The following is a 17,198-nucleotide window of genomic DNA, read 5'->3' on the forward strand; positions in this document are numbered from 1 at the left end:
GAGGTTCGTACAGGAGCCGATAAATGACCGCCTCTGAAGCCTATGCCGAATTGGTCCGCCGGTCCAAAGAACTCGGCGTGCTCAATTCGTGTGCCGCCGTGCTGAACTGGGACCACCAGACGTACATGCCGCGCAACGGCGGCGCGCTGCGCGGCGAACAGATGGCGTTTCTCGCCAGTCTCTCGCACCAGAAGTTTACGGACCCCAAGGTCGGCGACCTTCTCGGTGCGGTCGAAGCGTCAGACCTCGTGCGCGATCCCGAATCCGATGCCGGCGCGAACGTGCGCGAGTTGCGGCGCGGGTACGATCGCGCGACCAAGATCCCGCAAGCCCTCGTCGAAGAACTCGCGCGCGTCACCACGCAGGCGCAACAGGTTTGGGAACAGGCCAGGAAGAAAAACGATTACGCGAGCTTCCGCCCGCTGTTGGAGCAGGTCGTCAAACTCAAGCGCGAAGAGGCGAACGCGGTCGGCTTCAAGGAGCACCCGTACAACGCGCTCATCGAAGAATACGAACCGGGAACAACGGTTGCGGAACTGAAAACACTGTTCGCGGGGTTAACGGCCGAACTCGCGCCGCTAGTACGGAAGATCGTCGCATCTCCGAAGCAGCCCGATAAGAGCGTGCTGGAGCGCGAGTTCCCCATCGATCGGCAGAAGGTGTTCGCAGAGGCCGCCGCGGTCGCCATCGGGTTCGACTTCCATTCCGGGCGCCTCGACACCACCGCGCACCCCTTTTGCTCCGGCTTCGGTCCCGGAGATTGCCGCATCACGACGCGATACAATCCGCGGTTCTTCAACGAAGCCTTCTTCGGCGTGCTCCACGAAACCGGGCACGCCATGTATGAACAGAACCTCCCGGCCGAACATTTCGGCACGCCACTCGGCGTCGCGTGTTCGTTCGGTATCCACGAATCACAGTCGCGCTTGTGGGAGAACCAGGTCGGCCGCGGGCGCCCATTCTGGGAGCATTTTTACCCGCGACTTCAACAGACGTTCCCCGCGGCTCTCACGGACGTGTCGAAAGATGCGTTCTACTTCGCAATCAACGACGTTCGGCCGTCACTTATTCGCGTTGAGGCGGACGAGGCGACTTACAACTTGCACATTGCGCTCCGGTTCGAGTTGGAGCTCGCGCTCCTGTCCGGCGATCTGACAACTGGCGACCTTCCGGGCGCGTGGGCCGAGCGGGTTGAAGCGCTGTTGGGATTAAAAATTCCTGATGACGCCCGCGGATGCCTCCAGGACATCCACTGGAGTTTTGGTGGCATCGGATATTTCCCCACGTACACGCTCGGCAACCTGTACGCGGCTCAACTGATGGATGCGGTTCGGCGCGAATTTGGAGCCGGGATCGAAGACGATTTCCGTCACGGTGACTTCACGCGACTCAAAGGCTGGCTGAACCAGCACATTCACCGCCACGGACAGCGCTACCGGGCCGGGGAATTGTGTCAGCGCGCGACCGGTGCGCCGCTTTCGCCCAAACCATTCCTGTCGTACCTGAGCGAAAAGTTCGGGGCGTTCTATGGGGTGTGCTAGAGTTCTCTACCTCACAGCGCCGGCACACTCAGCCCCTTTCGGTACATTCGTTCCACCCTCGCGCGAAGCTTCGGCTCGCGCCTCAATGTCGGGCTGTGCCGGCGGCACGAAATGTGCCAATGTGAACGAGGTACGGATTCGCCGCCCCTCGTTCGCCCCAAACTCGAACGCCGAAACGCCTGCGAAAATGCCTCCCTCGAACAGCGCTGAACCGATTTCTCCCGCATCCGTGACCGAAACAGCGGCCACGAACGCTGGGGACACGCACGCGCACCCGTACCCGCGCCGGGAGGCACCCGCGGACACGTTCTCGCAGTCCACTCCACCTCCCGACGTGGGCACCATCGTCGGGCCGTTCGAGCTGAAAGAAAAGCTCGGCGAAGGGGTGTCGTGTCACGTGTTCCGGGGGTGGGACCAAACCCGCTCGGCGCCGGTTGCACTGAAGATCCTCAACTGGGCCAACGTGTACGACCGCGCCGCTGCCATGAAGCAGCTTCGGATGGAAGCGGCGACGCTGGCCCGCGTCAAGCACCCGAAGGTCGTCCGGTTCATCGATTTCGGCTTCGATCCGCGCTGGCCGTACCTGGTTACCGAGTTCTTCGAGGGCCGGCCGCTCGGCGAATTGCTCCGCGCCGGCGGATCACTTCCGCCGGAGTGGTGCTTGTTCCTCATCTCGCAAATGGCCGACGCGCTGGGCGCGGTCTGGCAGGCCGGGGTGGTTCACCGCGACATCAAGCCGGACAACATTCTGGTGGGTCCGAACGGCAACGCGAAGTTAATCGACTTCGGGTTGGCGAAAGCCGATGTGCTGGCCGCGCGCGCACGCACCGGCCCGGAACTGGCCGGCACCGCGGCGTACCTCGCCCCGGAGCAAGCGAAGGACGCGAGCACGGTGGACCACCGGGCCGACATCTATTCTCTCGGTGTAACGCTTTACGAAGCTCTCGTCGGGCGGCTCCCGTTCGAGGGACGGAACCGCGTACAGGTGATTTTCCAACACCTCAATGCGACCCCCGTGCCGCCATCGGAGCGCGTCGACGGGTTACCGCCGCTCGTGTCCGATTTGTGCCTGTGGATGCTCTCGAAGAACCCCGACGACCGGCCGCAGAATTACCAGGAACTGCGCCAGGCACTCGACACCGTGATCGGCGTCGCACGCTGAGCGAAGAATCGAACGCGCGAACCGGCCGGGAGTAAGTTCCCGGCCGGTTCGCTTTTGCTGTTCGCACCAGCAGCGAGTGTGTACCTTGTCGGGTACCACTTCCCCACACAGGAGCGAACACGGATGCCCTTTCATTTCACCCGTTCGGCGCCGGCCCTCGCGCTCGCGCTGTCGGTCGGTCTCGTCGGCCTGCCCGCGTGTAAGAAGAGCAAGCCCACCGTACCCGATTCGTCCACGCCAACTCCGCCCCCCGGCCCCGGCATCCCCTCACCCGGCCCGAGCGCCGGTGGAGGCGACCCGGCAGCACCGAAGGGGCCGATCTTCCGCACGCAAAGCCCGCTGACCGCCGCGGCGCGCCTCGCGGCCGAGCGGAACATGAAGCAGATCGTCCTGGGGGTACACAATTTTGAGAGCGCCCACGGGGCGCTCCCCGCCGGGTACGCGGACAAGACCGGTAAGCCGGGACTGAGCTGGCGCGTCGCGATCTTGCCGTTCATCGAGCAAGACGGCTTGTTCAGGCAGTTCAAACTCGACGAGCCCTGGGACAGCGATCACAACAAGAAGCTCATCGACAAGATGCCGACGATGTTCGCTCCGCCGAACACGAGCACGAACGGGTACACATTCGCGCGCGGGTTCACCGGGATGAACACATGGCTCCCGCCACAGCAGGGTACGGGAGCGCCGGGTCAACTGCTGTACGGAACCAAACTCTCGCAATTCTCAGACGGTACCTCGAACACGTTCCTGGTAGCCGACGCGGGCAACGCGGTGATCTGGACCAAGCCGGACGAGATGTTGTTTGCGCCGAACAACGTGCCGAAACTCGGTGGTGTGTTCGAGAGCGGAATTGTGGTGGGTTTGGCCGACGCTTCGGTGAAATTTGTTCGTAGTGGCATGAGCCCGCAGAAGCTCGCACTGGCGATTCAGATCAACGACGGTCAAATCCTCGATCTCGACAACTGAAACACTCAGGGGCGAGTGCATCGTGATGCGCTCGCCCGCGCGCTCACCTCGTCTTGGTTTCTTCCCAAAGGCGGTCGGCATCGAGTCGGGCGGCTTGCCAGGCGTCCCACGCGGCGCGCGGCGGCGGGGTCGCGGAATCGAGCAGTGCGAGCAATAACTCGAGCGACTTCGCACGGGCGAGCGCGAATTGGTGAACGCGGCCCCGGTGCTGGTCGAGCGGGAGTACACCGGTCGAGGTGCCCGCGGTTAGCTCCGCCACCTCCTCGGCCGTCTTCTTGAGTTCCTCAACCTTCTCCCTTGTTCGCGCGAGCTTTTCCGGCACCCGTTTGGTGTCTTTCAGAATCAACAGTGCGTTCAATTCGCCCGGCGTCACGTTGATGCGAGCCTCTCTCTTCGGTCCGCCCTCACCGGTGAGGCGGACGAGTCGAGGGGCGACCTCGTCGTCGAATTGTTGCACCAGCGCGCGCACCCGGTTCTGTTGCTCGATCGCGGCGAGGCGCTGGTGGATTTGCTGCCACTTGGGTGTCCCCCGCGCGCCCATCGCGCTCGCGAGTCCGGCCAAACAGAACAGGGGCAACAGTACCAGGAGCACCCGTGCCGCCAAGCGCCGTTGGCGGTCACCGAAGCGCACCGCGTTCAGGAGACCTGCCGCAGCGAACCCGACCACGCCGCCCCCGAGGTGCCCTTCCCAACTCACGTTCGGTAGGAAGCTCCCGCCCGCGTTCAACAGGAACACGATGGTGAGGCGCCGGAGCCAGTCGGCCGCGACGTGCGGGGGCAGTTGTCGGCGGAACGTGAACAGCCACGCGAACAGGGACATCTGGATGCCCCAGATGGCTCCCGACGCTCCGGCGAGGAGCACATCGGGGCGCAAGGCCATCGCCAGCGCGCTCCCTCCGAGGCCGGAAACGAGATAGATAATTAGTAGCCGCCGGCGCCCCCAGAGCAGCTCCGCCAGTGGTCCCATCATGGCCAGCGCGAACATATTCAGAATCAGGTGAACCGCACCGATGTGGACGAAGCAGCACGTAATCAGGCGCCACCACTCTCCGTGAATCAGATCGAGGCCGGTCACCGCGCCGAAGCGGTGCAGGATTTCCGAGTGCCCGGCCCAGAGGCTCCGTGAGAGGGGCAGCCCCCAGCGGATGCCCCAAACGACACAGATGAAGAACCAGAGCGCGTTCGCCATCAAAAGGATGGGCACGACCAGGGGCGGGCGGAGCGAACGCGCCACGTCGCGGTCGGCATCACTTTCGTCTTCGGTTTCGCTCGCTCGCGATCCCGCGGGGGGGGCGTCCTGTTCCGGGGGTGCGATGAGCGCGGCGATGTGGGCCGCGGGGCGGCCTTGTTTTAGCAATTCGAGCACGGCGGGCGTTGTGGTTGCGCTCGTGCCCGCGGGCGTTAGGGTGTAGCCCTGTCCCTCCCCCCGGAGCCAGTCCGTGGCCGCTATTAGGCCCGCGAGACGCAGTTCGGCCAGTGGGTCGTCTAAACTATCCCGAGAGGTTCCACTCTCGGTCGCGAAGCGCGACGGGAACCAGGCACCTTCCGAAGCGGCGATCCAGAGCAGCACCGACGCGGCCGTCGGCGCGCTCGGGACCGGAGCGGGAGGCGCTGCGGGGGCGGATGAGAGCTCCAAACCATTGACCTGAATGGGTAGGGGTGTTTCGTCCGCGCACGCGGGTGATTCAGTTTCGTGTCCCGGTTCCATAACTGGCATTATGGATGTCTGCGTGCGACCTGTCGATGCGGACGTTTTGTTTTCGTTCAGGTGGACAAAAGTTGAACACGACACAAGAGAAGCCTGAATGGTTAGTGATCTCCGAGGAAGTGCGAACCGCGCTGGCCGCGGGGCGCCCGGTCGTTGCACTGGAATCGACGCTCATCGCACACGGCTTGCCGTGGCCGGTGAACGTGGAGACCGCGCGCGAATCGGAAACCGCGGTGCGTTCTGCCGGTGCGGTCCCGGCAACAATCGCGGTCCTGAACGGTGTGCCGCTCGTGGGTCTTTCGGACGCGCAGCTCGAAGACCTCGCGCGGCTGCCGAACGTGCGGAAGGCGAGTCGGCGCGATCTCGGTGCGGTGGTCGCGCTGAAGCAACACGCGGCAACGACGGTTTCGGCAACGATGACCCTCGCGCACGCGGCCGGCATCCGCGTGTTCGCGACGGGAGGACTCGGTGGCGCGCACCGCGAAGGGGAACCGTTCGACATTTCTGCTGATCTCGCCGAACTCGCTCGCACGCCGGTGTTGGTGGTGTGTGCGGGCGCGAAGAGCATCTTGCACCTTCCGCGAACGCTGGAAATCCTTGAAACGTTCGGTGTGCCGGTCGTGGGGTACCGCACGGATGCGTTCTCGACCTTCTACGTGCGAGATCACGTTCCGCCGCTCCCCGTCTCCGTGCGAGTCGAATCCCCACACGAAACCGCAGCACTGTTTGCTGCACACGTGCGAATGGGCGGGGCCGGTGCGGTGCTCGCGCAACCGTGCCCGGTTGATGTCGCGGTACCGGCCGCGGAGTTCGATGCGTGGCGGAGCGAAGCGGAGAAGGCCGCAATTGCCGCGAACGTCACCGGCGCGAAGGTGACGCCGTTCTTGCTCGCGCGAATCGCGGAGTTGAGCGCTGGCCGCACGCTCGCAGCGAATCGCGCGCTCATCGTGGCGAATGCGCGACTCGCGGCGGAAGTCGCCGGGGCTCTCGCGGGCTTTAGAGCCGACCCTACAACGACGTCATGATTCAATTTCGGTGCTGGTTCTGCAACCGCGGCTATTGGAAACCAAACGAGCAGGCGGGCGAGCGCTTCGAGTGCGGGTGCGGTCGGCGGGCGCGGGTACCGTACCGCTCGGGCGGATCGAGCAAAAGTCGTTCGCTGACGGACTGGCTGCTCGAAACGCTCATTTACGGCGGAGCGTGCGCGGTGTTCGCGTTCGGCTTGTCGTTCGTCATCGTCACGCGATTGCCGTTCTTCGCACGCGATTTCACGCCGGTCATCTTCGCGACACTGGCCGGGCTGGTCGCGGGGGCGGTCTTCGGCGAGCGGGCGCTCAACTGGGTCGGCCAGAAGCTCCGCGACCGCGAGAACGAGTGAACTGTGTCGCTCGTGAATGAAGCGCGGTCCTCGTTTTCGCCGCCCGGTCAGCCGTGAACCCACGAGTGCGGTCTGTTCTCCTATTCGTAGCACCCCCGTAGAATTGCTATTCTTCTCGCATATGCTTCGCGCTCAACTGCGAGTCACCGCGAACCGAGACCGTTGGAGCAGTTCATGGCCGAGCCGTACAAGATCGTCATCGGGCTGGAAGTTCACGTCCAGCTCCTCACCAAAACCAAGCTGTTCTGCGGGTGCCTCAACAAGTTCGGGCAGGCGCCGAACACCGCGACGTGCCCCGTGTGTCTCGGGCTGCCGGGGTCGCTGCCCGTCATGAACGAACGCGCGTTCAAGCTCGCGATGCGTGCGGCGCTGGCGCTCAATTGCCAGATCGCCGGGTTCACCAAGTGGGACCGCAAGAACTACTACTACCCCGACCTGCCGAAGAACTACCAGATCTCGCAGTACGACCTGCCGTTCAGCCACGACGGATGGCTCGAAATTAACATCGCGAAGGACACCAAGAAGGAGTTCGTCGCGAAGAAGATCGGCATCATCCGGGCGCACCTCGAAGAGGACGCGGGGAAGAACCTGCACGACGAAAGCGGCAAGGGCGCGGACACGCTCGTGGACCTCAACCGCACCGGTACGCCGCTGCTCGAAATCGTGTCGCACCCCGACATGACTTCGGCCCAGGAAGCGATCGCGTTCCTCGAAGAAATCCGGCTCATGCTCCGCGAGATCGGCGCTTCCGATTGCGAGATGCAAGAGGGCTCGCTGCGGTGCGACGCGAACGTGAACATCCACGTTCCCGTGATCGGTAAGGAGCACGCCGAGACCGGCCAGGACTACCACGCGACCCAGCTCGTCGAGATCAAGAACCTGAACAGCTTCCGCGCTGTGGGTAAGGCCATCGATTACGAAGCGAAGCGGCACTACGAGGAGTACCAGAAGGACACGCAGGGAAGGTTCCGCTTCGGCCGGATGCTGAAGACGACCGCGGGCTGGGACGACGCGAAGGGCGTCACCGTCGTCCAGCGCCACAAGGAAGAAGCCGCGGACTACCGGTACTTCCCGGAACCGGACCTCGTTCCCGTCGTGGTGAACGAAGCTCAAATCGCCGAAGCGCGGGCCGCGATGGGGGAGCTCCCGCAAGCCCAGCGCAAGCGCCTCGCCGATCAGTACGGGCTGCCCGCCTACGACGCCCAGGTGCTCACCGCGAAGGGGCGGCCGACGGTCGCGTACTTCGAGGCGGTCGCAAAGGCACTCAACGACGGTAAGGCCGCCGTGAACCGCATGAGCGACTTGGTCTACCCAGCACTCACCGAGCGCAAGGAAGAGATCACCGCGTTCCCGTTCGACGCGGCCAAGTTCGCGGACTTCGTTCGCACCGGCCCGACCAACTCGCAGGACCGCCGCGACGTGTTCAAAATCATGCTCGATAAGGGCGTGACGTTGGAACAGGCGAAGTCGGAAGCCGGGATCAAGGACGTGGACGAAACGTCGCTGCGGGCGGCGGTGGTTACAGCGGTCGCGGCCAACCCGAAGGCCGTCGCGGACTTCAAGAGCGGCAAGGACGCGGCCAAAATGAAGATCGTGGGCGAAGTGATGAAAGCGAACAAGGGCGTGTCGAACGAACTGGTTCGGCGCCTCGTGGACGAGGAACTGGCACGGGCGTAACGCCCGCGTCACGCTCGCGTCACGAACCGGAGGGCAACCAATGGCGGAACGGACACTGGTGCAGCGCGTTGCCGCACTGGAGCAGGACGTCGCAGCGCTGAAGTTCCGCAGGGAAGCCTCAAGCGATAAGAAGAATTGGTTGCCAACCGTTCTTGGGCGATTCAAAGGTGATGCCGAAGGCGGCGCGACGAGCTCGACCGCTTCGTCCAGTTCCTCGCGGGTGAGTCGGGCCAGCGATTCAACGGTCGAGGAAGGAACCGAAGGGCACGCGGCCGGGCTTCACCGTGTTGAGGAACCCGCGAGGGCGTGACCGTCTGGGTTCTTCCGGTGGGCACCTTTGAAAGCCGAGACGCTGTTGTCGCGGAGCTTGATTGATTCGTCGGGGGTGACGCTGTTCCGCTGTCACCACGAGCCCGTCGCCTCGACCTGGCGGCGGATGCTATCCCCCGCAGCTTGCTGTGGCGATGAGGATCGGAGATAAGAGTACACGACCACCTTCATGGTTCCCCATTCTGCTGCAGGGCAGGCTCATGTCCAACGGCACGCATTTTGTTCAGTATTTCAACATCGAGAAGATGGGGCGCTTCCCCAACGGGGCCGATGCCTTATCGACCACGCGCATGGGCGTGTACTCCAAGCTCGCGGCCGTGCAGCAGGCCAAGGGCGGCACGGTGTACGTTATCAGTGGGTTCGGCAAACCCAAGACATACGTGTTGTGGGAAGCGTTTACCATTGAAGATATCGTCAAGCAGGACGATCAGTTCGTCGTTTCCGGGCCGGGCCGCGTTCTGCTCCCGCCGGCCGTACTGTCGGGCGCGGACTTCGAGAAGTTCAAATCCGCGTGTGCCAACTTCATTGGGTTTCGCAAGATCGACGATCAGAAGTACACCGACACACTCAAGCACCTCGCTGATGCCAACACGAAGGCCCAACTCGCGCCCGCCTGCGAACAGTTCTGCGACGAGTTGGTAAAAGCGTTCCCCAAGATGGGCGATGCGTACTATTACCGCGCGCACACGCGCCAGCACCTCGGCAACTCGGCCGGTGCGAAGACCGACTACGAACAAGCAATCAAGCTCGGCACCAACTTCCCCGATGAAGCCCGGGCGGGCGCTGCCGGACCGCCCCCGGAAACTCAGGGAGGCAACAAGAAACAGGAACCGGAGAAGTCAGCCGGTGGTATCGCGGCGCAGGTGGTCGCGAAGGGCGTGTTCGCGGGGAAGCCGCCGACCGGTGTGTCCGAAGTCGCGTGGCGCGGCGTACTTCAACGGCGCGGTGCCGAGGACTTTCGCCAAAAGGTGTTGAGCGCATACGGCAGCAAGTGCGCCGTCACCAGTGCGGACGCCGAGGCCGTCATCGAAGTCGCCCTCATCGACCCCGAGGGGCCGAACGAACTCAAGAACGCGATCCCGCTCCGCGCCGACCTCCGTACCCTGTTCGATCTGAACCTGCTCCGCGTTCACCCAAAAACGCGAAAAGTATTCCTCGCGGATTCGGTGCAAAACGGAAGTTACGCCCGTTTGTGGGCGCGCACACTTCGTGCGCCCACGAGCAAAGACGCGGCTCCCGACTTCGCAGCACTTCAAAAGCGGTGGAACAGCGCGAAGTAACCGCCGAACACGAGTCGGGCGCCCGGTGCTCGTTCCTTCCTTGCTTCAAATGAATATCCGCCGCGCCCCAATCACTTTCCCCTCTTGGGAAGAGATTGGGGCGCTAGTTCGTCACGGCTATACTGTCCCGCACCTCGTCGGAGACACTCATGTACCGCTTTGTCCCTGTCGTGTTCCTCCTTGCACTGACCGCTGCATCGGCGGCCGCGCAACCGCCCACGCACCAAGTGAAGCTGAACGGCCATACGTTCACGCTGCCAGAGGGCTTCACCATCGAACTCGCGGCCGGTGCGGACCTGGCGCCGCGGCCCATCGTCACAGCGCTCGACGAAAAGGGGTGCCTCTACGTGTGCGATTCGAGCGGCTCGAACGATAAAGTCGCGGAGCAGCTCAAGAACAAGCCGCACCGCATCCTGCGCCTCGAATCCACAAAGAACAACGGCACGTTCGACAAGCAGACCGTGTTCGTGAAGAACGTGATGTTCCCCGAAGGCGCGATGTGGTTGAACGGCTCGCTCTATGTCGCGGCCCCGCCTCACATCTTGAAGTTCACCGACACCAACGACGACGGCGTCGCGGACAAGGAAGAGATCTGGTTTGATGGGAAGACGCTCACCGGCTGCGCGAACGACTTGCACGGCCCGTACCGCGGACCGGACGGTTACATCTACTGGTGCAAAGGCGCGTTCGCGAACCAGGAACACACCGTCAACGGCAAGAAATTCTCCACGCGCGCCGCCCACGTCTTTCGCGCGACACCGGACGGCAAGAACATCGAACCGGTCATGACTGGCGGCATGGACAACCCGGTCGATGTCGTGTTCACACCGGGCGGCGACGTGATTTTCACTACCACGTTCTTCCAGCACCCCGGCGGGGGCAAGCGCGACGGCCTCGTCCACGCGATCTACGGCGGCGTGTACGGCAAAGATCACGACGTGGTGTACGCCCACCTGTGGACGAGCCCGCAACTGATGCCGGTCCTCACGCACATGGGACCGGCCGCCCCGTGCGGGCTTCATCGCTATGAGAGCGATCAGTTCGGGAAGGACTACGCGAACAACATTTTCTGCTGTCAGTTCAACTTGCGTAAAGTGAGTCGGCACGTCCTCGTTCCAAAGGGCTCGACCTACGAAACGCAGGACTCGAACTTCGTGGTATCCGACAACATCGACTTCCATCCCACGGACGTGATCGAGGACGCGGACGGCTCGCTGCTCGTCGTGGACACCGGCGGTTGGTACAAGCTCTGCTGCCCCACCTCGCAACTCGTAAAGCCGGACGTGACGGGCGCGATCTACCGCGTGAAGAAGAAGGGCGCGCACGCGGTGGAAGACCCGCGCGGGCGCGCGATCGACTTGGCGAAGGCCGATACCGAAACTCTGGAGAGGCTGTTCCGCGACCCGCGCCCCGCGGTGCGCCAGCGCGTTACCGATTTCCTCGTAACGCGACCGGACAAACCGAACGACATATCCAATTCGAGTAAGGCCATTTTCATCCGCGCGGGCACTCACAACAACCCGGAAGAAACGCGCCTGAACGCGCTGTGGGCGGTGTCGCGGCTCCGGGAGCCGGACTTCCTGTTCCTCGCGCGCATGATGAGCAAAGACGGCCCGGTTTCGAGCGCGGCCGCACACGTCCTCGGCCTGCACCGGCACAAGCCCGCGGTGAGCGTACTGCAGCGGTACTTGTTGGAGGGTTCGCTGCCCGTCCGCCGGGCGTGTGCTACGGCCCTCGGCCGCATCGGAGACGCGACCGCGATCCCGACCATTCTCACCGCGCTGACGGAATCGACGAACGACCGCGCGCTCGACCACGCGCTCACTTACGCGCTCATCGAGATCGGCGACGCGAGTGCCACTGCGAGGTTGCTGACCGAACCGAGTCCCGCCGTCCGGCGCGCCGCGCTCGCGGCTCTCGAGCACATCCCCAACAGCGACCTCAGCGCGCCAACCGTTCTCGCCGAACTCGATTCGCGGGGCACGGACCTGCGTGAAACCGCGTGGTGGATCGCGGGGCGTCACCCGCAATGGGGCGATCAGCTCGCCGACTACTTCAAGGCGAAGTTGAAAGGCGCCGACAAACTCTCCCCGGCCGAACGCGACGAACTCGCGGCGCGGCTCGTCAAGTTCACATCGAATGCTTCGATTCAGAAGGTACTGGGTGAATCGCTCGCCGGTGCGAAACCCGAGTCGGCCCGGATCGCACTCGGTGTGATGGCACGTTCGGGGCTGAAAGCGCTGCCGGTTGTGTGGCGCGACGCGCTGCTCGCCGAATCACAAAGCCTCGAAGACCGCACCGTTCTTCGCGACGCACTCACCGTCTTTCGGATCTTACCGGCGACGGCGAAGGACTACGACACGTTCGTCGCAAACGTGCCGCGCGCGAAGCTCTGGCCGGGCGGGGTCGTCCCGGCGGAGTTCCGGCTCGCGCTCCTCGCCGCCCGCCCCGCCGGGCAGGAACTCGACGCGGCGGCCACGAGCTCCTTGCTCCACCAAATCGGCCGCGACGAACCGGCCGCCGATCGCGCCGCGGCCGCCGACGTGCTCCTGCGCGCGAAACTGACCGCGGAACAGTTCAGCGCGATCGCCGACGTGCTCAATACGACGTCGCCGCTCGACCTCGCGAAACTGCTCAACGTCTTTGCCAAATCGACGGACGAGAACGTCGGTCTGGCTCTGGTAAAGTCCCTGCGCGACAAAGCCGTGCGCCCCACGCTCCGCGCCGAGCTCGTGAAACCGATTCTGGACAAGTACCCGAAGGCAGTGAAAGACGAAGCCGAAAAACTCTACGCGGAACTGGCGGAATCACACAAGGACGAAACCGCACGTCTGGAGAAATTGCTCGCGGGCTTGAAGCCGGGCGACGTGCGCCGCGGGCAACTGGTGTTCAACAGCGCGAAGACGAACTGTGTCGCGTGCCACAAGGTCGGGTACGTGGGCGGCACGGTCGGGCCGGACCTCACCAAGATCGGGAGCATCCGCACCGAGCGCGACCTGCTCGAATCCGTTATCTTCCCCAGCGCAAGTTTCGTCCGCAGCTACGAACCGGTCCGCGTCGTCACGACCGATGATCGCACGCTCAACGGTGTGTTGAAAAAAGACGCCCCGGATGAAATCGTCATCGTGGTCGCGGCGGACAAAGAGGAGCGCGTCGCCCGAGCCGGTATCGGAAGCATCGCGCCGAGCACCGTTTCACTTATGCCCGCCGGAATGGAGCAACTCCTTACTCCGCAGGAACTAGCGGACCTGATCGCGTTTCTCAAGGCATGTAAGTGACCGATTTTAAGACGGTACGTGTAAGTACGATAAATTTTTTCGGTAGTACCTATTGGCGTGGGACACCTGGTGTACCGATAATACGGAAAACTTTCGCCCAAGTGCGCCCGCGCCCGAAGCACCAATCATTTGGTCTCGGGCGTGTTCTGTTTTCATCTCCGGAGCGCTTATGATCTCTCCTGTCTCCTCCTTCGGTTACGCGCCGTCATTGAAACGACGAATCGCCTTTACACTCATCGAGTTGCTCGTCGTGATCGCGATTATTGCGATCCTGATTGGCCTGCTACTGCCGGCCGTTCAAAAGGTGCGGAGCGCAGCGGCTCGACTCCAGAGCCAGAACAACGTCAAGCAGATCATGCTGGCGAATCACAGCTTCCACGACGCGAACGGGATCGTTCCGCCGCTGTCGGCCGTCGCCGTCCCCGGTAGCGGCCAGCCGGTGTCGGGGTACTTCTGGATCCTCCCGTACATCGAGCAGGACAACGTGTACAAACTCGGCATCGCCAACGGTGGGGCTTGGCCGGGGCCGCCGCCCAACACCGAGGCCGATCGTCGGGCCGGGCTCTCGGCGAGCGCGAAAAAGATCAAGACCTACCTGTCGCCGCGCGACCCGTCCAACCCGTCGGACACTTGGACCGAGGGCAACGGTGGGACTTGGGCACACTGCAGCTACGGCATGAATCACGCAGTGTACGGCACGCCCGTCGATCCCGTCGCCGATGTTAATAACATCAACCTCGTGACGAAGGGGAACGGGCGACTCACCCTGACTTCCATTACGGACGGCACGTCGAACACGGTTGGGATCGCAGAGCAGTACGCGGTCTGTGGGCCGAGCAGCAACTCGACCGACAACCTGAACCATAAGCTGTGGGCTTACAACATCCAGTGGTATTACACTCAGGGGCCGTACTTCGACACACGGCTGATGACCAGCACGGGCACCACCATCACCGCCACCTCGACATCGGCCCCGCCCCAATCGCAGCCGACGGTCGCCGCGTGTGACCCGTACCGGGTGCAAGCGGCCGACGGCGTGTGCGTCGTCGGCATGATGGACGGTAGCGTCCGCGGCGTGACCCCGGGCGTCGATCAGACGGCCTGGTGCCGCGCCCTCTGGCCGATGGACGGCCTCGTCCTCGGCGATTTCTAATCCGCGCCATTGACACATTGCGCCGGTCGAGTTCGCTCGGCCGGCGTTTCTCTTTCTCCCACCGAGCAACGTGACATGACACTCAGGACCGCGACCCTTTTGGTCGCAATGCTGATGCTTTCCGCCGGTTGCGGCGGCAAGCCGGCCAAACAGATGATAACCGTGACCGGCACTGTGAACTACCAGGGGCACCAGTTGAACGCCGGCATCATCAAGTTCCTCGCTCCCAACGGCGACTTCGCTACGGCCGCGATCCGGCCCGATGGTACGTTCCTCATGACCGATGTGGTGCCGGGCGAACAGAAGGTCGCCTATGTGAGCGGGCCGGTGAGCGTCGGCAGTTCGGACAAAGCTCCCAGCGGGAACGCGCCGAAAGCGAAGGCGGCCACAGTTCCGGCGAAGTTCAGCGACCCCCAAACTTCGGGGGTGACCGTATCCGTGCCCGAATCCGGCGGGGCGGTCACCGTCGAACTCAAGTGACCTCGTCGCGCTGCTCGTGCTGTGGTGCTGATTTCCACAACACGAGCAGCGCGATGAGCCCCGCCATCGGTGTCAGTCCCGCGATGTAGAAGCCGATGCTGTAGTTCCCCGTTTCTTTGATGCGGACGCCCATCACTTCTTGCAACTTCCCGACCGCGAACCAGCCGGCCGCTGCGAGAATTCCCGAGAGCAGGGCCATGTGCTTCGCGGGTAGTTCTTGCGCGAGCGCGTAGTAGTACGGATGCAGTCCCAGAATCCCGGCACCGGCCAGAACAATCAGCCCCACACCGAACCATCCGCCCACGAGCGGCGCGAGGGCCGCAGACGCCGTGACGAGCGCGAACACCGCGTAGCCCGTGACGCGCGCGGAATGGACCTCGTGCCCGCGTGCCACTAACCACCGCACGAACAACCCGGCCGCGAAGCACCCGAGTTCGGCCGCAATGTAGTAAACCGGTACGATCACGTCGGCCGCGTCCGCGGAGAATCCTTGCGATTCCTTCAGGAACTTCGGGAGCCACTCGCGAATGAACTGCCAACTCGCGCTGATACCCAGGATGACTGCGAACAACGTGAAGTAGATGCGAACGAACTGTCTCCATTGAAACGGCGGTTCTGGGATGGGGACAGGGGCGGTGGGAAGGTCTTCGTTTTCGTTCGTTTCAACCGGAGGGGCTTGATCGAGTGATCCGCGGCGCACGAGCGCAAGCCAAACCGGAACCCACAGTAAACCGGCCGCGCCGATCGTCCAGAACGCGACTTCCCACCCGCCGCCGAGTTTCCGCACCGCCATCACGTACAGCGGAACCAGAATCGCACCGAGTGATGCTCCGCTCTGTAGTAAGCCGTTACCGAGCGGTCGGTCCCGTGCCGTGAGGATCTGGCGCGCGGTCAGCAGCGCGCAGGGCCAGTGCCCGGCCTCGAAGAACCCGAGGAGCGTGCGACAATACAACAGCCAGTAGTACGGTCCGCTTCCCGGTTCACCCGGTTGCTCGAACTGAGCGGTCAGGGCTTCGTCGCGCATCATCGGGGTCGCGAGTCCCGCGAGTGACCACCCGATGAGAACGATCGGGTACAACAGACGCGGGCCGATCCGGTCGGCGACGAAGCCGAAGAAAATGGACCCGAGCGCAAAGGCGTAGGCGAAGTTCCTGGCAATCTGACCGTATCGAGCGTCGTCGAGACCGTAGGCAGCCTTCAATTCCGTCGCAATTTGAGGAAGAACCTGCCGGTCCATGTAGTTCAAGAGCGTGGCGAACATCATCGCCCCGCACACCCACCACCGCCAAGGGGTCGAAGAGTGCGGAGAGAGGAGTGCGGAGTCGGGGGTGCTCATGAGTCGTTTCCGTGCTGCGAAGTCTCGCGGTCGCGTTTGAAGACGGGTTCCTTACCGGTCCCAACTCCCGTCCCATTCCACGACGCGCTCCAAATACGCTGCCACCCCTGATGCGAAGTGCGCAAACAGCGCTTCACCCTTTTCAGCAGTCGCAGCGGCCGGCGAACCGATGTGCCCGGGTTCGCTGCGATCGGGCATGACCCACGCGCGGTAGCCGGGGGCGAACTCGCGCCCGAACGGGACTTCGGACACCTGCGTCACGTCGCCGACGAGCTTCGGGTTGAGCCGCAGCACCATCGACGTTTCCCATTCACAGGCGTGCCCCATCCGCGCCTGCACCAGTCCCGGGATCTTCTCCGCGGGGCTGCCGGCCGAGTCCCAGTACGTGAGCGAGAGAAGGAGCAGGTCGCGGTCGTCGCGGTGGTCTTGCTTCAACTCGAAGAGCGCTTGCTGGCTCGGGGTGATATTCCCGCCGTGACCGTTCACGAAAACGATTCGCGTGAACCCGTGAGCCATGAAGCACGTGGCGAGGTCTTTGAGGGTATCGAGGTACGCACGCGGTGAACTGGAGAGCGTGCCCGGAAAGTCGAGGTGGTGGTGCGAGTTGCCGAGCCACTGGAGCGGGCTGAACAGACACTTCTCGGCTACAGGGCCGAGTTTTACCCGGCGAATCACCTCGCCCAGAAGGAGCGAATCGGTGAACACCGGCATGTGCTTCCCGTGCTGTTCAAGGGCCGCAATGGGGAAGATAATGGGGGTGGTCTTCGGCAGCGCGGCAACAGCGGGCCACGCGAGATCGGTGAGTTCCATGAATTGGTTCCGGCGAGCAGCGAAGGCGGGGTGCGAGCTAGTGTACCGGAAAAGGAAGGGTTGCGACTCCGATAAAGACCGGTTATCACTGAACACGGA

The 17,198-nt window shown here is 63.5% G+C and carries 13 protein-coding genes; 10 read left to right on the forward strand and 3 right to left on the reverse strand.

Annotation, left to right across the window (positions count from 1 at the left end; all coding sequences use genetic code 11):
• Window positions 1–23 precede the first annotated feature (23 nt).
• From J8F10_RS25995 to J8F10_RS26005, 3 genes are all read left to right on the forward strand, one after another.
• A complete protein-coding gene (locus tag J8F10_RS25995) occupies window positions 24–1,541 on the forward strand; it encodes a carboxypeptidase M32 (protein WP_210658951.1) in 1,518 nt (505 codons plus the stop codon).
• A 229-nt stretch (window positions 1,542–1,770) separates the two neighbouring features.
• Window positions 1,771–2,703: a serine/threonine-protein kinase gene (locus J8F10_RS26000; protein ID WP_210658953.1), complete on the forward strand. Its 933-nt coding sequence runs from the start codon at window positions 1,771–1,773 to the stop codon at window positions 2,701–2,703.
• 123 nt (window positions 2,704–2,826) lie between these two features.
• A complete protein-coding gene (locus J8F10_RS26005; RefSeq protein ID WP_210658955.1) occupies window positions 2,827–3,669 on the forward strand; it encodes a DUF1559 family PulG-like putative transporter in 843 nt (280 codons plus the stop codon).
• Window positions 3,670–3,712: 43 nt separating this feature from the next.
• On the opposite strand, the gene J8F10_RS26010 is transcribed toward J8F10_RS26005, so the two are convergent.
• On the reverse strand, window positions 3,713–5,386 hold the full coding sequence (locus J8F10_RS26010) for a rhomboid family intramembrane serine protease (RefSeq protein ID WP_210658957.1): 1,674 nt from the start codon (window positions 5,384–5,386) through the stop codon (window positions 3,713–3,715).
• 62 nt (window positions 5,387–5,448) lie between these two features.
• Between J8F10_RS26010 and J8F10_RS26015 the strand changes: the two genes are divergently transcribed.
• From J8F10_RS26015 to J8F10_RS26045, 7 genes are all read left to right on the forward strand, one after another.
• Window positions 5,449–6,402 (forward strand): pseudouridine-5'-phosphate glycosidase, encoded by a 954-nt coding sequence (locus J8F10_RS26015; RefSeq protein WP_246523590.1) that lies wholly within the window; start codon window positions 5,449–5,451, stop codon window positions 6,400–6,402.
• Window positions 6,399–6,755, forward strand: a complete 357-nt coding sequence (locus J8F10_RS26020) for a hypothetical protein (RefSeq protein ID WP_210658961.1) — start codon at window positions 6,399–6,401, stop codon at window positions 6,753–6,755. The genes J8F10_RS26015 and J8F10_RS26020 overlap by 4 nt, the downstream gene beginning before the upstream one ends.
• Before the next feature lie 174 nt (window positions 6,756–6,929).
• Window positions 6,930–8,432 (forward strand): Asp-tRNA(Asn)/Glu-tRNA(Gln) amidotransferase subunit GatB, encoded by a 1,503-nt coding sequence (gene gatB, locus J8F10_RS26025; RefSeq protein WP_210658964.1) that lies wholly within the window; start codon window positions 6,930–6,932, stop codon window positions 8,430–8,432.
• Window positions 8,433–8,962: 530 nt separating this feature from the next.
• Window positions 8,963–10,042 carry an HNH endonuclease gene (locus J8F10_RS26030; RefSeq protein ID WP_210658966.1) on the forward strand — a complete coding sequence of 360 codons (1,080 nt, stop codon included), beginning with the start codon at window positions 8,963–8,965 and terminating at the stop codon, window positions 10,040–10,042.
• A gap of 149 nt (window positions 10,043–10,191) precedes the next feature.
• On the forward strand, window positions 10,192–13,320 hold the full coding sequence (locus J8F10_RS26035) for a PVC-type heme-binding CxxCH protein (protein ID WP_210658968.1): 3,129 nt from the start codon (window positions 10,192–10,194) through the stop codon (window positions 13,318–13,320).
• A 208-nt stretch (window positions 13,321–13,528) separates the two neighbouring features.
• Entirely contained in the window at window positions 13,529–14,473 is a 945-nt protein-coding gene (locus J8F10_RS26040; RefSeq protein WP_246523593.1) for a DUF1559 family PulG-like putative transporter, read from the forward strand.
• A gap of 75 nt (window positions 14,474–14,548) precedes the next feature.
• Window positions 14,549–14,953, forward strand: coding sequence for a hypothetical protein (locus J8F10_RS26045; RefSeq protein ID WP_210658973.1), 405 nt, complete (start codon window positions 14,549–14,551; stop codon window positions 14,951–14,953).
• Here the strand turns inward: J8F10_RS26045 and J8F10_RS26050 are convergent.
• Both J8F10_RS26050 and J8F10_RS26055 read right to left on the reverse strand, forming a co-directional pair.
• Window positions 14,946–16,289 (reverse strand): MFS transporter, encoded by a 1,344-nt coding sequence (locus J8F10_RS26050; RefSeq protein ID WP_210658975.1) that lies wholly within the window; start codon window positions 16,287–16,289, stop codon window positions 14,946–14,948. The two genes, J8F10_RS26045 and J8F10_RS26050, sit on opposite strands and share 8 nt — an antisense overlap.
• Window positions 16,290–16,340: 51 nt before the next feature.
• Complete coding sequence (locus J8F10_RS26055) at window positions 16,341–17,099, reverse strand: creatininase family protein (RefSeq protein ID WP_210658977.1); 759 nt, start codon at window positions 17,097–17,099, stop codon at window positions 16,341–16,343.
• Window positions 17,100–17,198 lie beyond the last annotated feature (99 nt).

Source organism: Gemmata palustris, assembly GCF_017939745.1.
Taxonomy (GTDB): Bacteria; Planctomycetota; Planctomycetia; order Gemmatales; family Gemmataceae; genus Gemmata; species Gemmata palustris.